The organism is Pseudomonas sp. GW822-FHT06B12, assembly GCF_058799675.1.
In genome coordinates this window covers 133,131-151,562 of the sequence record NZ_JBXALR010000004.1, presented here as the reverse complement: position 1 = coordinate 151,562, position 18,432 = coordinate 133,131, and the positions used below count along the sequence as shown (strand labels likewise).

The window sequence follows — 18,432 nt, the reverse complement described above, 5'->3', positions numbered from 1 at the left end:
CCCGGTCGCATCTGGGGCTCAAGACAACGTAGAACCCTTGTGGGAGCGAGCTTGCTCGCGATAGCGGTATGACAGTCGACGTTAATGTTGAATGTTGGTCCGTCATCGCGAGCAAGCTCGCTCCCACAGTGCTTTGTGCTGTGCCTGAAAAATAATTATCCACAGAAGCGTGGAAATGCGTTGGGCGACTTATTTCGCCGTGTTGGCGTCATTTGTCCCATTCAGCACTGTCGTTGTGCTCGGCCAGCAGCTTGATCGCCGCTGCGCCAACCTTGCGTACAGCGTCTTCAATCTGCGGTGTCGGTTTGGCCGAGTAGTTCATGCGCAGGCAATTGCGGTATTTGCCCGAGGCGGAAAAAATGCTGCCGACGGCAATCTGTACGCCTTGGTCGTTCAGCGCACGATTCAGTTTCAAGGTATCGAAACCTTCCGGCAGTTCGACCCAGAGCATGAAGCTGCCTTGCGGACGGCTGGCGCGGGTGCCGGCGGGAAAGTAGCGGCTGACCCAGTCGAACATCAGGTCGCGATTACGCTGGTATTGTGTGCGCATCCGCCGCAAATGCGGCTCGAAGTGACCGCCTTTGAGAAATTCGGCGATGGCGATTTGTGGTTGCGGCGCCGTGGAACCGGTGCTGATGTATTTCATGTGCAACACCCGCTCCAGATACCGACCCGGCGCGACCCAGCCGATGCGCAGCCCCGGCGCCAGGGTCTTCGAAAACGAGCTGCAGAGCAGGACGCGACCGTCTTCGTCGAAGGATTTGATCGTGCGGGGGCGCGGGTAGGTGTAGGCCAGTTCGCCATACACATCGTCTTCGATGATTGCCACGTCGAAGCGCTGTGCCAGGGTCAGCAGCGCCCGTTTGCGCGCCTCGGGCATGATGTAGCCCAGTGGATTGTTGCAGTTGGGGGTCAACTGTATGGCTTTGATCGGCCACTGTTCAAGGGCCAGCTCCAGCGCATCGAGGCTGATCCCGGTAATCGGGTCGGTGGGAATCTCCAGGGCTTTCATACCCAACCCTTTGAGGGTCTGCATGGCGCCGTGAAAGCTCGGTGAGTCGACGGCAACGATGTCGCCCGGCTCGCAGATCGCACGAATGCTGGTGGACAGCGCTTCGTGGCAACCGGTGGTGATCACCAGGTCGTTGGCGCTCAGCTGACAGCCGGAATCGAGCATCAAGCGGGCAATCTGTTCGCGCAGCTCGAGGACGCCGTAGATGTTGTCGTAATACAGGCCGCGCATGTCCTGCTGCCGGCTGATCCGCGCCAGCCCGCGCAGCAGAGGCTTCATGGTCGGTGTGGTGACGTCCGGCATGCCGCGACCGAGCTGCACGACATCTTTACGCGGGACGGCGCGAATCAGTTCCAGCACCTGATCCCACTGAGAAATATCCACTGGACGCTGGGCCGGGCGGCCAACGACCGGCAACTCCGGTAACTCGCGCCCGACCGGAACGAAGTAGCCGGATTTCGGTTTCGGCATCGCCAGCCCGCTGTCTTCCAGCACCCGATAAGCCTGCTGCACGGTGCTCAGACTGACCCCATGCTCGACGCTTAATGCCCGCACCGACGGCAGTCGGTCACCGGGTCGGTAGAAGCCCTGTTCGATGCGTGTGCCGAGCAATTCGGCGAGGTTGACGTAAAGGGTCATGGTGCAGCCTCGGTGAGGAGATTCAGGTAACCAGTACAGATTGAGAAAAAATACAGGATTCAGTCGGTAAAACGGAAAATCTGTATGGAAGTAATACAGCTCTGTTGGATCTGTAATGGTTTCGCTCGCCCGCGCATCATGGAATCTCTGGCTACCCAAGTAAACAGGAGCAATCAAAATGAACGGCTTGAGCGATGTGCGGCTGACGTTACGCAGTCAGGAACTGGTGGCAGGGCAGGAGAAGGGCACGCGCGCGGCAACGATGCGCAATGCTCCGTCCGGTCTCGGTCGCTGGGCTCTGTTCTGGCATCGTCTGCACACGCGCAAGGCCTTGCTTGAGCTGTCGCCTGAGCAGTTGCGCGATGTGGGGTTGAGTCGTGAGCAGGCGCGGGAGGAGGGGCTCAAACCCTTTTGGCGGATCTGAGTTCTACGGTGTTCTCTCAGGCCAATCGCGAGCAGGCTCGCTCCCACAGGTATCTACAGTGAACACACATTTGTGAACACCAGTGATCAATTGTGGGAGCGAGCCTGCTCGCGATGAGGCCGGTAAGAACACAGGCCAGCTTTCAGACCAGCTCTTTGAGCCGATGCCACAACATCCCCAACGCCAACAACGGCGAACGCAAATGCTTACCGCCAGGGAACGTAATGTGCGGCACCTTGGCGAACAGGTCGAAACCGCCGCTTTGCTGACCGCTGATGGCTTCGGCCAGCAGTTTGCCGGCCAAGTGAGTGGCGTTCACCCCATGACCGGAATAGGCCTGAGCGTAATACACATTCGGCTGGTCCTTGAGTCGGCCAATCTGCGGCAGGCGATTGGCGCCGATGCCAATCATCCCGCCCCATTGATAGTCGATCCTCACCCCGGCCAGTTGCGGGAAGACGTCGAGCATCTTCGGTCGCATGTACGCGGCGATGTCCGACGGATCACGGCCGGAATAGTGGCAGGCACCGCCGAACAGCAAGCGCCGATCCGCCGAGAGCCGGTAGTAGTCCAGCGCCACTCGCTGATCGCAGACCGCCATGTTCAGCGGCAGCAATGCGTGGGCCTGTGCTTCGCTCAAGGGCTCGGTGGCGATGATGTAACTGCCGGCGGGCAATACTTTGCCACTGAGCTCGGGGTTCAGGTTGTTGAGGTAGGCGTTGCAGCCCAGCACCAGGGTCTTGGCACGAACCGAGCCTTGCGCGGTGTGGACCTTGACCTCACTGCCATAGTCGATGCGGGTCACCGCCGATTGTTCGAACAGCTTCACGCCCAGTTGCTGCGCTGCCGCTGCTTCGCCCAAGGCCAGGTTCAGCGGGTGCAGATGCCCGGAACCCATGTCGATCAAACCACCAACGTAGCGGTCGGAGCCGACCACGCTGTGCATTTCATTGGCTTGCAGTAACCGGGTTTCGTAGCGATAGCCGAGGCTGCGCAATTCGGCCGCGTCTTCGGCAAAACCGTCGAGGTCGCGAGGTTTGTTGGCCAGGTCGCAGTAACCCCAGGTCAGGTCGCAGGCGATCTGAAAATGCTCGATCCGTTGCCGGACGATTTCCACCGCTTCCAGCCCCATCAGCTTCATCTGCCGGATGCCGTCCGCACCGATTACATTGGCAAACTGATCGAGGCCATGACCGACCCCGCGAATCAGTTGCCCGCCATTGCGTCCACTGGCGCCCCAGCCAATCTTGTGTGCTTCGAGCAGCACCACACTGAGCCCGCGTTCGGCCAGTTCGATGGCGGTGTTCAGCCCCGAGAACCCGCCACCCACCACGCACACGTCCGCCAGCAGTTCGCCTTTGAGCACCGGATGATCGGGCTGCGGCAGGCTGCTGGCAGCGTAGTAAGAAGCGGCGTGCAGATGGCTCGGGACAGGTTGCTGAACACGGGGGTTCATGTGCGTCATCCTGATCTCGTGTGTTGAGTAAATTTTACGGAGCATAAGCCGGACCTTTCGGCCTGGGCAACACTGGTCGGCTGGTGCTGTCTGGAGCGAGGCTTTTAGGGCAAAATCCCATTCCGTTCACTATCCCGGTACGCGCTTCGATGAGCTGCAACAGCCAGAAAATCCGCACTCTTCGCCAGCAAATCCCGTCATTCGAGTGTGTGCCCGGTTGCCATGACTGCTGTGGTCCGGTGACCACTTCGCCGGAAGAGATGTCCCGCCTGCCGCGTAAGACCAGGGCTGAACAGGACGCCGCAATGGATGAGCTGAACTGTGTGCACCTGGGGCCCAATGGCTGCACCGTGTATGACGAGCGGCCGTTGATCTGTCGGCTGTTCGGCACCACGAAGACCCTGCCATGCCCCAATGGCCGCGGCCCGGTGGAGTTGATTCATCCACGGGTCGAAAAGCAGATTCATGAATACATGGCCAGCACCCGGCAGGTGCTGGTCTAGCAGGCCACGCTCATTTCAGATCGACCGGGTCGCTGCCATCGCGAGCAAGCTCGCTCCCACACGGGATCTCTGTTGGACACAAAATGTGCATCCGCTGGAGATCTCCTGTGGGAGCGAGCTTGCTCGCGATGGCGCCCGCTCAGGCAACCATTTCCTCAGAGCTGACTTCAATCCGGAATCGGCAGGCTCAGGCTCTCTTTCACTTCTTCCATCACGATATAGCTCTTGGACTCACGCACATGCGGCAGCTTGAGCAGGATGTCGCCCAGCAGTTTGCGGTACGAGGCCATCTCGGAAATCCGCGCCTTCACCAGGTAGTCGAAATCCCCTGACACCAGGTGGCATTCCAGTACGTGCGGCAGTTTCAACACTGCGCGCCGGAATTCTTCAAAGGTATCGCCAGACTTGTAGTCGAGGCTGATTTCGACGAACACCAGCAGGCTACCCTTGAGGTGCTGCGGGTTGAGGCGGGCGTTGTAGCCCATGATGATTCCTTCACGCTCCAGGCGTCGCACCCGCTCAGTACAGGGCGTGGTCGACAACCCGACTTTCTCCCCAAGCTCGGTGAACGAAATCCGCCCGTCCGCTTGCAGGATGCGCAGGATATTACGGTCGATCTTGTCCAGCTCGCGTTTGGTCTGAGTGTTGGTCCGCATAGGGGATGCGCCTCCGTAAAAAGCCATTTCGCCGAGAATTGTCGCCAAATATAGGCGCTTATATAGTGAAAAGCACTGGCAATTGTTTTTTACACTGCCCACATCTGTGTTCTGAACAACAAACGTCAGCGGTAAGCCGCGATGAGGGATATGAAAATGCGCGTTCTGGTCTTGGGTAGCGGCGTCATCGGTACCGCCAGTGCCTATTATCTGGCTCGGGCCGGCTTTGAAGTAACGGTCGTCGACCGTCAACCGGCCGCTGCCATGGAAACCAGTTTCGCCAACGCAGGGCAAGTCTCGCCGGGCTATGCCTCGCCGTGGGCCGCGCCGGGCGTACCGCTCAAAGCCATCAAATGGCTGCTGCAACGCCACGCGCCGCTGGCGATCAAGGCCACCGCCGATATCGACCAATACCTGTGGATGGCGCAGATGCTGCGCAACTGCACCGCCAGCCGTTATGCGGTGAACAAAGAGCGCATGGTCCGTCTGTCCGAGTACAGCCGTGACTGCCTCGATGAACTGCGTGCAGAAACCGGTATTGCCTACGAAGGCCGCAGCCTGGGGACCACTCAACTGTTCCGCACTCAGGCGCAGCTGGATGGCGCGGCAAAAGACATCGCCGTCCTGCAAGAGTCCGGCGTGCCGTTTGAACTGCTCGACCGTGCCGGCATTGCCCGCGTCGAACCGGCGTTGGCCAGCGTGACCGATATCCTCGCCGGCGCCCTGCGCCTGCCGAACGACCAGACTGGCGACTGCCAGATCTTCACCACGCGCCTGGCCGAAATGGCCGTGAAACTGGGCGTGGAATTCCGCTTTGGCCAGGACATTCAGCGCCTCGACTACGCCGGGGACCGGATCAACGGCGTGTGGATCGACGGCAAGCTGGAAACCGCTGACCGTTACGTATTGGCGCTCGGCAGCTACTCGCCGCAGTTGCTCAAGCCGCTGGGCATCAAGGCCCCGGTGTATCCGCTCAAGGGCTACTCGCTGACCGTGCCGATCACCAATCCGGCGATGGCCCCGACGTCGACTATTCTCGATGAAACCTACAAGGTGGCGATTACCCGTTTCGACAACCGCATTCGTGTCGGCGGCATGGCTGAGATCGCCGGTTTTGACCTGTCGCTGAACCCGCGTCGGCGCGAAACGCTGGAGATGATCGTCAACGATCTTTATCCTCAGGGCGGCGACCTGGCCCAGGCGAGTTTCTGGACCGGTCTGCGTCCGACCACGCCGGACGGCACGCCGATTGTCGGCGCCACACCGTTCAAGAACCTGTTCCTGAACACCGGTCACGGCACACTCGGCTGGACGATGGCGTGCGGCTCCGGTCGCTTGCTGGCGGACCTGATGGCAAAGAAAGCGCCACAGATCAGTGCCGAAGGCCTCGATATTTCCCGTTATGACAAGACCAATCAGGAGTCCGCAAAAAATGTCAATCCAGCGCCAGCTCACCAATGAGCGCATGAGCCAGATCGTTGCCCACAACGGTACCGTGTATCTGGCAGGGCAAGTCGGCGACGATATGAGTGCCGGGATTGAACAGCAGACCCGTGAAACCCTCGCCAACATCGAGCGCTTGCTGGATCTGGCTGGTACCGACAAAACCAGGCTGCTGTCGGTGACGATTTACCTGAAAGACATTGATGCCGATTTCGAGGGCATGAACAGTGTCTGGGACACTTGGCTGCCAAAGAACGTCGCGCCAGCCCGTGCGACGGTCGAAGCCAAACTGTGCGAACCGGAAATTCTGGTTGAGCTGTCGGTAGTGGCCGCTCTGCCTTAAACGATCCCTCTCCCGGTGCTACTGGCGGTTCACGCCGTTAGTCTGCGCCGGTTTTTTCTTCCCCATGACCGCCTAGAAGTCTGCCGCCATGCGTCCTGCCCGTGCCCTGATCGATCTTCAAGCCCTGCGTCATAACTACCAACTGGCCCGAGAAGTCTCGGGGGCTCGCGCCCTCGCGGTGATCAAGGCCGATGCCTACGGCCATGGCGCGGTGCGCTGTGCCCAGGCCCTGGAGGCCGAGGCGGATGGTTTTGCCGTAGCCTGCATCGAAGAAGCCCTGGAGCTGCGCGCCGCCGGCATTCGTGCGCCGGTTTTGCTGCTCGAAGGCTTTTTCGAAGCCGATGAGCTGTCGCTGATCGTTGAGCATGATTTCTGGTGCGTGGTGCATTCGCTGTGGCAGCTCGAAGCCATCGAGAAAGCCGCGTTGAGCAAGCCGATCACAGTCTGGCTCAAGCTTGATTCGGGCATGCACCGGGTCGGTCTGCATCCAGCGGATTATCAGGCGGCCTACCAACGTCTGCTGGCCAGCGGCAAAGTTTCGAAGATCGTGCTGATGAGCCACTTTGCGCGCGCCGATGAGCTGCATAGCAGTAGCGCGGCGGAGCAGGTTGCGGTGTTTGAAGCGGCGCGTCAGGGCTTGTCGGCACAGGTCAGCTTGCGTAACTCGCCAGCGGTGCTGGGCTGGCCGCAGGTGCCGAGCGATTGGGTGCGCCCGGGCATCATGCTCTATGGCGCGACACCTTTTGAAGAAGCCAACGCTGTGGCAGCGCGCTTGCAACCGGTGATGACCCTGGAATCGAAAGTCATCAGCGTGCGCGAATTACCGGCCGGTGAGCCGGTGGGCTACGGGGCGAAGTTCATCACCCAAAAGCCGATGCGCATCGGCGTGGTCGCCATGGGCTATGCCGACGGTTATCCGCGTCAGGCACCTACCGGCACACCGGTGTTGGTGGCCGGGCAGCGCAGCCAGCTGCTGGGACGAGTGTCGATGGACATGCTCTGTATCGATTTGACCGACGTGCCGCAGGCCGGCCTCGGTTCTACCGTCGAATTGTGGGGTAAAAACATCCTGGCCAGCGACGTAGCCATGGCTGCCGGGACCATTCCCTACCAGATATTCTGCAACCTGCGTCGCGTGCCACGGCTCTATTCCGGGAGCTGAGGCTGGAGGTCGATACCAGAAGTCGTTTTGCTGAACGGGATTCAGACCCAAGTGTTGTAAATACTGAACGCTGTCGCCATGATAACGCTCACTATCCACACAATCTGAATCCTGGGAGGCTAATGCATTGGACGTCGGTGAACGACTGCAATCGATCCGTAAACTGAAAGGTCTATCCCAGCGAGAGCTCGCCAAGCGGGCAGGCGTTACCAATAGCACCATTTCGATGATCGAGAAAAACAGCGTCAGCCCCTCGATCAGTTCGCTGAGGAAGGTACTTGGCGGCATCCCCATGTCCATGGTCGAGTTCTTTTCCGAAGAAATTCTCCAGGAAAAACCGACGCAGATCGTCTACAAAGCCAACGAGCTGATTGATATCTCCGATGGTGCCGTGACCATGAAACTGGTCGGCAAGGCCCATCCGAGCCGTGCTATCGCGTTCCTCAACGAGATCTACCCGCCAGGCGCCGATACCGGTGAAGAGATGCTCACCCATGAGGGCGAAGAAACCGGGATTCTGCTCGAAGGTCGGCTGGAACTGGTGGTCGGGCTTGAGACATTCGTGCTCGAGGCCGGTGACAGCTACTATTTCGAAAGCACCAAACCGCACCGTTTCCGAAATCCGTTCGATGCGCCAGCGCGACTAATCAGCGCAGCAACACCGGCGAATTTCTAAGAAAAGAGGCGTCCGGCAAGGTTTTGCGAGTCGCCCAAGCTGCATTTCGCCACGACTTAATACCCCTTGGACTTTAGGGTTGTTTCAGTGTGGCGGGCTAACCGCTATACTTGCGCCCGCCTGCGAAACCGTGGCCGTGGGCGTGACTAGCCACCATTGAGGGTGTACGCGTGAACCTAATTATGAAAATGCTGGCCGCACCAGCAACCGTATTGGCCCTTTGGGCAGTCAGCGCTCAAGCGTCGACCACTGACGACATCGCCAAGCGCCTTGAGCCCGTCGGCCAGGTCTGTGTACAAGGTCAAGAGTGCAAGGGGATGGAAGTCGCCGCTGCGGTAGGCGGCGGTGCAGCGAAAACCCCCGATGAAATCATTGCCAAACATTGCAATGCTTGCCATGGCACGGGTCTGCTGGGCGCACCGAAAATCGGTGATGCTGCAGACTGGAAAAAACGCGCCGACAAAGAAGGCGGCACTGCTGCTGGCCTGGCGAAAGTAGCGTTGACAGGTCTCAATGCGATGCCGCCAAAAGGCACATGCAGCGACTGCGAAGTGAAAGACCTTGAAGGCGCCATCCAGAAGATGTCCGGCCTGAAATAAGCCCCATCTCCAGTGAAAAAGCCGCTTGTTAGCGGCTTTTTTGTGCCTGAGATTTGAGCGCAAGACTGGTCATGACGATCAGGACGCGGCAAGCTCGGACCCACCTCAATTCATGGACAGGTCGGGAGGGTCTGATGGTGCAGTCGGTATCAATCGAACAGGCAGTCGATGACGTGCTCGCACGTTTGCCTGCGCATATTCACCTCGGCCTGCCGCTGGGGCTGGGCAAGCCCAACCGTTTCGTCAACGCGCTCTATCAGCGCATTGCCCAACTGCCCGAGCGAAAGTTGACGGTGTACACCGCGTTGAGTCTTGGACGTCCGGCATTGGGCGACGGTTTGCAGCGGCGCTTTCTGGAACCCTTCATCGAGCGAGTGTTTGGCGACTATCCCGAGCTGGATTTTCTCGCCGACCTGCACCGTGACAGCCTCCCGACGAACATTCGCATCGAACAGTTCTTCATGCAGCCTGGCAGCTTGCTGCACAGCGCCTCGGCGCAGCAGGACTACATCAGCAGCAACTACAGCCACGCCGCCCGCGACATCAACGCCGCCGGATTGAACCTGGTGGCGCAACTGCTGGCCCATGATCCGCAGCAGCCAGAGCGGCTGAGCCTGAGTTGCAACCCGGATATCACCCTCGACCTGCTGCCGATGATCGCCAAGCGTCGCGCTGCCGGAGAAACCATTCTGCTGCTCGGCCAGGTTCACCGGGATCTGCCGTACATGCCGGGAGACTCGGAAGTCTACCGTGAGGTGTTTGATCTGTTGATCGACGAGGAGGAGGGCAGCACGCTGTTTTCCACACCGAATATGCCGGTGGGCGTTCAGGATCACTTCATCGGCCTGCACGCCAGTACCCTGGTGCGGGACGGCGGAACCCTGCAAATCGGCATCGGTGCCATGGGCGACGCACTGACCGCCGCGCTTTTGGCCCGGCAGGCGGATAACGACGGTTATCGTGCACTGCTGACGGACCTTGATGCGCATTACTGGGCGCCACTGATCAGCCGTGAAGGCGGCGTGGAGCCCTTCGCCAAGGGGCTTTATGGTTGCAGCGAGATGTTCGTCAACGGTCTGCTGGCGTTGTCCGACGCCGGAATCGTGCGGCGTAAGGTTTATCCGAGCGTCGCCCTTCAACAGCAAGCCAATGCCGGGACTCTGGATGAGTCGGCTCAGGTAGGCGGCATCTCGATACACGGCGGATTTTTCGTTGGACCGCGCAGCTTTTATCAGCGACTGCGGGATTTACCCCACAGCAAGCTCGCAGAATTCAACATGACCGCCATCAGCTACATCAACGAGCTGTACGGTCATGAAGAACTCAAACGCTTGCAGCGTCTGGATGCACGCTTTATCAACAGCGCTTTCACCATGACCCTGCTCGGCGCTGGCGTGGCGGATCAGCTGGAGGACGGGCGGGTGCTCAGCGGTGTCGGCGGGCAATACAACTTCGTCGTCCAGGGCCATGCACTGGAAGGTGCGCGCTCGATTCTGATCCTGCGGAGCTGGCGTGAGTCGGGCGGTGAAGTGAGCTCGAACATGGTCTGGGCGTACGGCCACTGCACAATCCCACGGCACTTGCGCGACATTGTGATCACCGAATACGGCATTGCCGATTTACGCGGCAAGACCGACGCGAAGGTGATCGAAGCGTTGCTCAACATCAGCGATTCGCGCTTCCAGCCAGGCTTGATCGAACAGGCGCAGAAGGCCGGCAAGCTGCCGAAGGATTTTCGCCTCGATCCGCGTTTCACCAACAACAGCCCACAGCGCTTGCAGGCGATTGCTGCACGGCACTCTCGATTGTTTCCGGAGTATCCGTTGGGCAGTGACTTCAGCAGCGAGGAACGGGATTTGTTGCGGGCGCTGAACTGGCTCAAGAGCAAGTTCAAACTCTCCGAGATTCTGGAGCTGGGCAAAGCCGCACTGGATGCGCCGCAGCCGTCGGAGTTTCCCGTGCATCTGGAACGGATGCAGCTGACGAAGCCGGAAGGGTTGAAGGAGGATGTGTATCAGCGGTTGCTGCTGGCAGGCCTGAAGGCCACCGCGCAGTAACAGTTCACACATAACAACTGTGGGAGCGAGCCTGCTCGCGATGGCGGTGTAACAGCCGACATTGATGCTGAATGTTATGGCCTCATCGCGAGCAAGCTCGCTCCCACAGGTACAGCGGTGTACTTGTTGGAGCGGGCTTGCAGCTTGAAGCTTAAAACTGGCAGCTGCTCTTATTCGATAAAGGTCACAACGCCGCCCGCCAGGGACTTGACCCGGGCCAGGGATTCGACGCGGTAGCCTTGCGCGTCCAGTTCGGCGCGGCCGCCCTGGAACGATTTCTCGATCACGATACCCAGGCCTGCCACGGTGGCGCCGGCCTGTTTGATGATCGAGATCAGCGCCTGCGACGCCTTACCGTTGGCCAGGAAGTCGTCGATGATCAGCACGCGGTCGCTGCTGGTCAGGTGACGTGGGGAAATGGCCACAGTGCTTTCGGTCTGCTTGGTGAACGAGTACACCGTCGCCGACAGCAGGTTCTCGGTCAGGGTCAGTGACTGGTGCTTGCGGGCGAAGATCACCGGCACACCCAGGTTCAGACCGGTCATGATCGCCGGCGCAATGCCCGATGCTTCGATGGTGACGATCTTGGTGACGCCCGAGTCCTTGAACAGCGTGGCGAATTCGTCGCCGATCAGCTTCATCAATTGCGGGTCGATCTGGTGGTTCAGAAAGGCGTCGACTTTCAGGACCTGGTCGGAAAGCACGATGCCTTCTTCGCGAATTTTCTTGTGCAGTGCTTCCATGAAGCTTTCCTCTTTTGGCGCCTTGTGCGCCCCTAAGCTCTGTTAAAAGTATTCGGTTAAAAAATAATCGATTCTAGCGCTTTAACATCGCGCGGATATCCGCCAATGCGGTGTTGCCACGCACGGCTTTGACTTCGGTCGGAGTGTCGTCGTTGCCTTCCCAGGCCAGGTCGTCCGGCGGCAACTCATCGAGGAAACGGCTCGGCGCGCAGTCGATGATTTCGCCATATTGTTTGCGCTTGGCAGCAAAGGTGAAGGCCAGGGTCTGACGTGCGCGGGTAATCCCGACGTAGGCCAATCGGCGTTCTTCTTCGATGGTGTCGGCTTCGATACTGGAGCGGTGCGGGAGGATTTCTTCCTCCATGCCCATGATGAACACGTAGGGGAATTCCAGTCCCTTGGAGGCGTGCAAGGTCATCATCTGCACGCCTTCGGCGCCGTCTTCCTCTTCCTGCTGACGTTCGAGCATGTCGCGCAAGACCAGCTTGCCAATCGCGTCTTCGACGGTCATTTCGCCGTCTTCGTCTTTTTCCAGGGTGTTCTTCAGCGCTTCGATCAGGAACCAGACGTTACCCATGCGGTAGTCGGCGGCCTTGTCGCTGGAGCTGTTGGTACGCAGCCAGTTCTCGTAGTCGATGTCCATGACCATGCTGCGCAGGGCGGAGATCGGGTCTTCGCCGGCGCACTGCTCACGCACGCGGTCCATGAAACGCTTGAAGCGTGCCAGACGATCGGTGAAGCGGTTGTCCAGGTGTTCGCCCAGGCCGATTTCATCGGTGGCGGCGTACATCGAGATCTTGCGTTCGGTCGCATAATTGCCGAGTTTTTCCAGCGTGGTCGAACCGATTTCCCGGCGTGGGACGTTGATCACTCGCAGGAAGGCGTTGTCGTCATCCGGGTTCACGATCAGGCGGAAGTAGGCCATCAGGTCCTTGACTTCCTGACGTCCGAAGAAGCTGTTGCCACCGGAAAGGCGATACGGAATCTGGTGGTGTTGCAGCTTCAGTTCGATCAGCTTGGCCTGGTAGTTACCGCGATACAGAATGGCGAAGTCGCTGTACGGCCGATCCGTGCGCAAGTGCAGGGTCAGCAGTTCCACGGCCACGCGCTCGGCTTCGGCGTCTTCGTTGCGGCAGCGGATCACGCGGATCTCGTCGCCGTGGCCCATCTCGCTCCACAGCTGTTTTTCAAACTCGTGGGGGTTGTTCGAGATCAGCACGTTGGCGCAGCGCAGGATGCGGCTGGTGGAGCGGTAGTTCTGCTCCAGCATCACCACTTTCAAGGACGGGTAGTCGTCCTTGAGCAGCATCAGGTTTTCCGGACGGGCACCGCGCCAGGCGTAGATCGACTGGTCATCGTCGCCGACCACGGTGAACTGGTTGCGTGTGCCGATCAGCAATTTCACCAGCAAATACTGGCTGGCGTTGGTGTCCTGGTATTCGTCCACCAACAGGTAGCGGACTTTGTTCTGCCACTTTTCGAGGATGTCGGCGTGTTCCTGGAACAGTTTCACCGGCAGCAGGATCAGGTCGTCGAAGTCCACCGCATTGAACGCCTTGAGCGTGCGCTGATAGTGGGTGTAGACGATGGCGGCGGTCTGTTCCTTGGGGTTGCGCGCGTTTTCCAGGGCTTCGGGCGGCAGGATCAGGTCGTTCTTCCACGCGCCGATCATGTTCTTGATCTCGTCGACGCCGTCGTCGCCCGAGTATTCCTTTTGCATGATGTCGGTCATCAGGGCTTTGACGTCGGCCTCGTCGAAAATCGAGAAACCGGGTTTGTAGCCCAACCGCACATGCTCCTTGCGGATGATGTTCAGCCCAAGGTTGTGGAACGTGCACACCGTCAGGCCGCGCCCTTCGCCACCCTTGAGCAAGGTACCGACCCGTTCCTTCATCTCGCGCGCGGCCTTGTTGGTAAAGGTCATGGCGACGATGTACTGCGCGCGAATGCCGCAGCTCTGGATCAGGTGGGCGATCTTGCGGGTGATTACACTGGTCTTGCCGGAGCCAGCACCGGCGAGCACCAAAAGAGGGCCGCCGACGTAGCTCACGGCTTCTTGCTGCCGGGGATTGAGTCGGGACATGACGGAAAAGGGAGTCGTTTGCGAAAAGGGCGGGCATTTTAACAGGATGCACAGATTCTGCCCCTCTCTCCGACTTGTGACGTACCACGCTATCTAAATTTGCCGGTTTTGTTACTTTCCCGCAGGATGCGTGCTGAATTGGCGACTAATGTTCAATTCACAGCGGTACAAAAGAGTGTTTGATAATCAATATCATTGGCCGTTGTTTATCTGCGCGTCATAATGCCCGCCGCCAACATCTTTTGCAGAGTCTAGGGAGCTAGCTTGTCTACGCCTGTCGAACCCTTGCGTTTGCTGCTACTGGCCGAAGAGCCAGCGTGGGCAGCGTTGTTACGCGAGTGTCTGGCTCCTATGGGGAGCTCGGCTGTGCTGATCAGTGCACCGACCTGGGAGTCGGTGAGCAGTCTATTTGCTGACAATCGCAGTGCGGTCCTGTTGACCATTCCAGCGCTTCAACCGGAGCCGGGCCGTTGCAGCCTGCCGACGGTGCTGTTGCTCGAACATGAACCGTCCACCCCACCGGACGGTGTCAGCGACTGGCTGGTTCGCGATGCACTGGATGTGGATACATTGCGCCGCTGCCTGCGCCATGTGCGCGAGCGCGGCGTGCTCGAAAACACCTTGCAGCGCCTCGCCGAGCAGGACCCGCTGACCGGCATTGCCAATCGCCAGGGGTTTCAGACCCTGCTGGCGGCGCGTCTGGCGGAGAGCGACGGCCGCGGCCTGGCGCTTGGGCACCTCGACCTCGACAACTTCCGACACGCCAACGACGCCCTCGGCCACCAGGCCGGTGACCGGTTGATCCTGCAAGTGGTCTCGCGGCTCAAGAGCCAGCTTGAGGCCGGCGATCAACTGGCGCGTCTGGGCAGCGACGAGTTTGCCTTGCTCATCGACACCCGCCGCGCACCACAACGCGCCGAGTGGATGGCCGAGCGCATCACCGAAGTCATGGCCGAGCCCTACTGGGTCGACGGCGAAAGCCTGTTGATCGGTTGCAGCCTGGGCATTGCCCACGCCCGCGCACAGGCTGGCGCCGACCCGCTGATGTGGCACGCACACATCGCCATGCAGCAAGCCAAAAGCACTCAGGGCTGCACCTTTCACATCTTCAATGAACGCATCAACCGCAATGCGCGCAGCCTCGCCGATCTTGAAAGCGAACTGCGCCGGGCCTTGCGTCGCGATGAGCTGGAACTGCATTACCAGCCTCGGCTGAACCTGGACGACGGGCAGATTGTCGGCCTCGAAGCGCTGGTGCGCTGGCGCCATGGCGAGCGCGGGTTGTTGCCGCCGAGCGAGTTCGTGCCGCTGGCCGAGCAGAGCGGTTTGATCGTGCCGTTGGGGTACTGGGTAATTTCCCGCGCCTTGCGTGACATGCAGGCGTTACGCGAGCGCGGTCTGCCGCCATTGCACATGGCCGTGAACCTGTCGTTCCGGCAGTTTCAGGACAGTCAGCTACTGTCGACCTTGAGTCGGCTGATTGCCGAGCGTGGCGTCGAAGCGCAGTGGCTGGAATTCGAACTGACGGAAACCGCAGTGATGCGCCGCAGCGATCTGGTCAAACAGACCATGGACGCTTTGGGGCGTCTGGGCGTGCGTTTCTCCCTGGACGACTTCGGTACCGGTTTTTCATCGTTCGTGCACCTCAATAGCCTGCCGATTGCCTTGCTGAAGATCGACAAGAGCTTCGTTGGTGGGATGGAGATGCGGGAGGAAAATCGCAAGCTGGTCCACGCAATGATCAACCTGGCCCACAACCTCAACCTGGAAGTGGTCGCCGAGGGCGTTGAAACCCCTGAACAGCTTGAACTGCTGCGCGGCTTTGGTTGTGATCAGGTGCAGGGTTACCTGATCAGCAAGCCGTTGCCGTTGGCGGAGTTGGTTGAGTATCTGACCTTCGGCAGCAGCCAACAGACGATGCTGGATGTGGTGGTTTAACCCAATCTGGCGATTGGCGCGAAACCTGTGGGAGCGAGCCTGCTCGCGATAGCGGTCTGACAGTCACCTCATGGTTGAATGTCAGGTCCTCATCGCGAGCAGGCTCGCTCCCACAGGGAACTCATTCTGTCTGGGGAATCTCGAAGCTCGCCTGTGGCGCAGGCTCGCGCCGAATCATCCGCTTCATCTTCCATTCAAACGCCAGCGTCAGGCTCACGGCCGAGCAGGCCAGCCCCAGCGCCAGACCCCACCAGACGCCGGTAGGCCCCCAATTGAGGTGGAAAGCCATCCACCACGCAGCCGGTGCGCCGATCAGCCAATAGCAGGCGAGGCCGACCAGGAAAGTGGTCTTGGCGTCCTTAAGCCCACGAATACAGCCCATGGCGATGGTTTGCGTGCCGTCGAAAAATTCGAACCATGCCGCCACCATCAACAGGCTCACCGCAAGGTTGATCACCTCGCGAAACGCCGGGTCGTTTTGGTCCAGGAATAGCCCCACCAGTTGATTGGGCAGCAGCCAGAAGACCATGGCAAACCCGAGCATCGCCGCGCCACCAAAAGCAATCCCGACCCGCCCGGCCAAGCGTGCATCGAGCAATTGCCCGGCACCGTAATGCTGGCCGATGCGCATGGTGATCGCATACGACAATCCCGCCGGAATCATGAACGCCACCGAGACGATTTGCAGGGCGATCTGATGCGCCGCCAATTGCGTGCTGCCCATGGTGCCCATGCACAACGCAGCGAACGCAAACAGGCCGACCTCTACCGCGTAGGTGCCGCCAATCGGCAGGCCCAGACGCCACAGTTCGCGCAGGTACTGGCGATTGGGCCGTGACAGGCCTTTGCGCAGCGGAAACGCGTCGTAAGCCGGGTGCCGGCGAATATGCCAGGCCAGGCCCAGTGCCATGCAGTTGGCGACGATGGCCGTGACCAGGCCGATCCCCATCAAACCCATTTTCGGCAGGCCGAACATACCGGTGATCAACGCATAGTTGAGCAGGAAGTTGGCCACGGTCCCGATAAGGCTGATGACCATCACCGGCGTCGTCCGGCCGATGGCGCTGGTAAAACCGCGCAAGGCCATGAAGCTCAGGTAGCCGGGCAGGGCGAACGGCAGAATCAACAGGAACTGGCCGGCCGCGTGTACGTTGCTTTCGGTCTGGCCGAACAGCAGCAACACCGGTTTGAGGTTCCACAACAGCAAACCCGCCACCAAGGCCATCAACCACGCCAGCCAGAGCCCGGCCTGGGTCAGCCGTGTGGCGCCTTCGATGTCGCCGGCACCCTGACGGATCGCCACCAGCGTGCCGACCGCGGCAATCACGCCGAGGCAGAAAATCGACACGAACGAATAGCTCGCCGCACCCAGGCCGCCACCGGCCAACGCCTCCGGACTGAGCCTGGCCATCATCAAGGTATCGGTGAGGATCATCAGCATGTGCGCCAACTGCGAGGCAATCAACGGCCCCGCCAGCCGCAGGATGGCCCGGAGTTCGGTACGTGCTGGATGCTGCATGATCATCACGCTCGTTTAGTCTGACAAAGTGGGAAGGGTTGATTCTCGGCGCTCGCAAGCGTTTGCACAAAGGGATAAAAACGATTGCTCGCATGATTAAAACTCATGATGGAGAGTTTCTGATAAGGTTTCAGGGTCGCGCTATAGGAGCTTTCCTGATGTCTCGTCGTCTTCCTCCGCTTTATGCCCTTCGCGCTTTCGAGGCCGCGGCGCGGCACAGTTCGTTTACCCGTGCGGCTGAAGAACTGTCGATTACCCAAAGTGCCGTCAGCCGACATGTGCGTACGCTGGAGGAGCATTTTGCCTGTCGGCTGTTTCAGCGCAGCGGGCGCAATCTGCAACTGACCGAGGCTGCGCGTTTGCTGCTGCCGGGCGTGCGTGAAGGCTTTGGCGCGCTGGAGCGGGCCTGCAATACCCTGCGCGCCGAAGATGACGTCTTGCGCATGAAAGCCCCTTCGACCCTGACCATGCGCTGGCTTCTGGCGCGACTCAGTCGCTTCCGGCATTTGCAGCCGGGCAACGAGGTGCAGCTGACCAGCGCCTGGATGGACGTCGATTCGGTGGACTTCAATCACGAACCGTTCGATTGCGCCGTGTTGCTGAGCAACGGGCACTTTCCACCGGACTGGGAAGCCAGTTATCTGTTCCCGGAGCTGCTGATCCCGGTCGGTTCGCCGAATCTGTTGAATGATCAGCCGTGGGATGTCGAGCGGCTGGCCAGCACTGAATTGCTCCACCCGACTCCCGATCGGCGTGACTGGCGCAGTTGGCTGGAGCGCATGGGCCTGTCCGAGCAGGTGTCGCTCAAGGGCGGGCAGGTGTTCGATACGCTGGAACTGGGGATGATCGCCGCCGCCCGAGGTTACGGGGTGTCGATGGGCGACTTGCTGATGGTGGCCGAAGATGTGGCTCAGGGGCGTCTGAGTTTGCCGTGGCCAACCGCCGTTGCGAGCGGTCTGAATTATTACCTGGTCTGGCCGAAAACCCGCCCTGGCGGTGAACGTTTGCGCCGCCTCAGCGATTTCCTCCAGGGCGAGGTCCAGGCCATGGAATTGCCGGATGTCGAGCGCCTCGGCTGAATCGATGTGATCGTCGCAATGGCGGCTTTGTCCGCTGCTGATCGAGTGGGAGTGAGCCAAGTGATGGTTTGCGGTAGTTATGCCGTTTTTAAGCTTGCTG

Annotated in this window: 16 protein-coding genes; 10 read left to right on the top strand and 6 right to left on the bottom strand. The window is 59.9% G+C overall.

The annotated features are described in order from the left end of the window. Positions 1-208 precede the first annotated feature (208 nt). The gene (locus tag AC1RKH_RS10750) at positions 209-1,651 is read right to left on the bottom strand and encodes an aminotransferase-like domain-containing protein (RefSeq protein ID WP_493062654.1); all 1,443 of its coding nucleotides are present in this window, start codon (positions 1,649-1,651) and stop codon (positions 209-211) included. Between the two features lie 178 nt (positions 1,652-1,829). On the opposite strand from AC1RKH_RS10750, the gene AC1RKH_RS10745 reads away from it, so the two are divergent. Then, positions 1,830-2,075: a DUF1127 domain-containing protein gene (locus tag AC1RKH_RS10745; RefSeq protein WP_493062653.1), complete on the top strand. Its 246-nt coding sequence runs from the start codon at positions 1,830-1,832 to the stop codon at positions 2,073-2,075. 142 nt (positions 2,076-2,217) lie between these two features. On the opposite strand, the gene AC1RKH_RS10740 is transcribed toward AC1RKH_RS10745, so the two are convergent. Further along, positions 2,218-3,531: an NAD(P)/FAD-dependent oxidoreductase gene (locus tag AC1RKH_RS10740; protein WP_493062652.1), complete on the bottom strand. Its 1,314-nt coding sequence runs from the start codon at positions 3,529-3,531 to the stop codon at positions 2,218-2,220. 149 nt (positions 3,532-3,680) lie between these two features. Here AC1RKH_RS10740 and AC1RKH_RS10735 point away from each other — a divergent pair, with 149 nt between their 5' ends. Next, positions 3,681-4,034, top strand: a complete 354-nt coding sequence (locus AC1RKH_RS10735; protein ID WP_007947437.1) for a YkgJ family cysteine cluster protein — start codon at positions 3,681-3,683, stop codon at positions 4,032-4,034. 167 nt (positions 4,035-4,201) lie between these two features. On the opposite strand, the gene AC1RKH_RS10730 is transcribed toward AC1RKH_RS10735, so the two are convergent. Further along, positions 4,202-4,690: an Lrp/AsnC ligand binding domain-containing protein gene (locus AC1RKH_RS10730; protein ID WP_003177284.1), complete on the bottom strand. Its 489-nt coding sequence runs from the start codon at positions 4,688-4,690 to the stop codon at positions 4,202-4,204. Positions 4,691-4,846: 156 nt separating this feature from the next. Here AC1RKH_RS10730 and dadA point away from each other — a divergent pair, with 156 nt between their 5' ends. From dadA to AC1RKH_RS10700, 6 genes are all read left to right on the top strand, one after another. Next, the gene (gene dadA, locus AC1RKH_RS10725) at positions 4,847-6,151 is read left to right on the top strand and encodes a D-amino acid dehydrogenase (RefSeq protein ID WP_123426327.1); all 1,305 of its coding nucleotides are present in this window, start codon (positions 4,847-4,849) and stop codon (positions 6,149-6,151) included. Beyond that, complete coding sequence (locus AC1RKH_RS10720) at positions 6,123-6,476, top strand: RidA family protein (RefSeq protein WP_493062651.1); 354 nt, start codon at positions 6,123-6,125, stop codon at positions 6,474-6,476. The genes dadA and AC1RKH_RS10720 overlap by 29 nt, the downstream gene beginning before the upstream one ends. Positions 6,477-6,564: 88 nt before the next feature. Then, positions 6,565-7,638, top strand: a complete 1,074-nt coding sequence (gene alr, locus AC1RKH_RS10715) for an alanine racemase (protein ID WP_123426188.1) — start codon at positions 6,565-6,567, stop codon at positions 7,636-7,638. A 127-nt stretch (positions 7,639-7,765) separates the two neighbouring features. Continuing rightward, complete coding sequence (locus AC1RKH_RS10710; RefSeq protein ID WP_019694258.1) at positions 7,766-8,314, top strand: cupin domain-containing protein; 549 nt, start codon at positions 7,766-7,768, stop codon at positions 8,312-8,314. Between the two features lie 182 nt (positions 8,315-8,496). Next, positions 8,497-8,913 carry a c-type cytochrome gene (locus AC1RKH_RS10705; protein WP_493062821.1) on the top strand — a complete coding sequence of 139 codons (417 nt, stop codon included), beginning with the start codon at positions 8,497-8,499 and terminating at the stop codon, positions 8,911-8,913. A 134-nt stretch (positions 8,914-9,047) separates the two neighbouring features. Further along, positions 9,048-10,970 (top strand): acetyl-CoA hydrolase/transferase C-terminal domain-containing protein, encoded by a 1,923-nt coding sequence (locus tag AC1RKH_RS10700; protein ID WP_493062650.1) that lies wholly within the window; start codon positions 9,048-9,050, stop codon positions 10,968-10,970. Between the two features lie 170 nt (positions 10,971-11,140). On the opposite strand, the gene AC1RKH_RS10695 is transcribed toward AC1RKH_RS10700, so the two are convergent. Together AC1RKH_RS10695 and rep are read right to left on the bottom strand one after the other, a co-directional pair. Continuing rightward, positions 11,141-11,713: a xanthine phosphoribosyltransferase gene (locus AC1RKH_RS10695; RefSeq protein WP_493062649.1), complete on the bottom strand. Its 573-nt coding sequence runs from the start codon at positions 11,711-11,713 to the stop codon at positions 11,141-11,143. A gap of 73 nt (positions 11,714-11,786) precedes the next feature. Then, complete coding sequence (gene rep / locus AC1RKH_RS10690) at positions 11,787-13,796, bottom strand: DNA helicase Rep (protein WP_493062648.1); 2,010 nt, start codon at positions 13,794-13,796, stop codon at positions 11,787-11,789. 264 nt (positions 13,797-14,060) lie between these two features. Between rep and AC1RKH_RS10685 the strand changes: the two genes are divergently transcribed. After that, positions 14,061-15,734, top strand: a complete 1,674-nt coding sequence (locus tag AC1RKH_RS10685; protein WP_493062647.1) for a putative bifunctional diguanylate cyclase/phosphodiesterase — start codon at positions 14,061-14,063, stop codon at positions 15,732-15,734. A gap of 121 nt (positions 15,735-15,855) precedes the next feature. Here AC1RKH_RS10685 and AC1RKH_RS10680 read toward each other — a convergent pair whose 3' ends face one another. Continuing rightward, the gene (locus AC1RKH_RS10680; RefSeq protein WP_493062646.1) at positions 15,856-17,253 is read right to left on the bottom strand and encodes a NorM family multidrug efflux MATE transporter; all 1,398 of its coding nucleotides are present in this window, start codon (positions 17,251-17,253) and stop codon (positions 15,856-15,858) included. Between the two features lie 158 nt (positions 17,254-17,411). Between AC1RKH_RS10680 and AC1RKH_RS10675 the strand changes: the two genes are divergently transcribed. Further along, entirely contained in the window at positions 17,412-18,332 is a 921-nt protein-coding gene (locus tag AC1RKH_RS10675; protein WP_123426193.1) for a LysR substrate-binding domain-containing protein, read from the top strand. Positions 18,333-18,432 lie beyond the last annotated feature (100 nt).

Excerpts from the sequence above, each read along its gene's own strand:
- AC1RKH_RS10750 (WP_493062654.1), bottom strand. The coding sequence starts at position 1,651 with ATGACCCTTTACGTCAACCTCGCCGAATTGCTCGGCACACGCATCGAA.
- AC1RKH_RS10745 (WP_493062653.1), top strand. The coding sequence starts at position 1,830 with ATGAACGGCTTGAGCGATGTGCGGCTGACGTTACGCAGTCAGGAACTG.
- AC1RKH_RS10740 (WP_493062652.1), bottom strand. The coding sequence starts at position 3,531 with ATGAACCCCCGTGTTCAGCAACCTGTCCCGAGCCATCTGCACGCCGCT.
- AC1RKH_RS10735 (WP_007947437.1), top strand. The coding sequence starts at position 3,681 with ATGAGCTGCAACAGCCAGAAAATCCGCACTCTTCGCCAGCAAATCCCG.
- AC1RKH_RS10730 (WP_003177284.1), bottom strand. The coding sequence starts at position 4,690 with ATGCGGACCAACACTCAGACCAAACGCGAGCTGGACAAGATCGACCGT.
- dadA (WP_123426327.1), top strand. The coding sequence starts at position 4,847 with ATGCGCGTTCTGGTCTTGGGTAGCGGCGTCATCGGTACCGCCAGTGCC.
- AC1RKH_RS10720 (WP_493062651.1), top strand. The coding sequence starts at position 6,123 with ATGTCAATCCAGCGCCAGCTCACCAATGAGCGCATGAGCCAGATCGTT.
- alr (WP_123426188.1), top strand. The coding sequence starts at position 6,565 with ATGCGTCCTGCCCGTGCCCTGATCGATCTTCAAGCCCTGCGTCATAAC.
- AC1RKH_RS10705 (WP_493062821.1), top strand. The coding sequence starts at position 8,497 with ATGAAAATGCTGGCCGCACCAGCAACCGTATTGGCCCTTTGGGCAGTC.
- AC1RKH_RS10700 (WP_493062650.1), top strand. The coding sequence starts at position 9,048 with ATGGTGCAGTCGGTATCAATCGAACAGGCAGTCGATGACGTGCTCGCA.
- AC1RKH_RS10695 (WP_493062649.1), bottom strand. The coding sequence starts at position 11,713 with ATGGAAGCACTGCACAAGAAAATTCGCGAAGAAGGCATCGTGCTTTCC.
- rep (WP_493062648.1), bottom strand. The coding sequence starts at position 13,796 with ATGTCCCGACTCAATCCCCGGCAGCAAGAAGCCGTGAGCTACGTCGGC.
- AC1RKH_RS10680 (WP_493062646.1), bottom strand. The coding sequence starts at position 17,253 with ATGCAGCATCCAGCACGTACCGAACTCCGGGCCATCCTGCGGCTGGCG.
- AC1RKH_RS10675 (WP_123426193.1), top strand. The coding sequence starts at position 17,412 with ATGTCTCGTCGTCTTCCTCCGCTTTATGCCCTTCGCGCTTTCGAGGCC.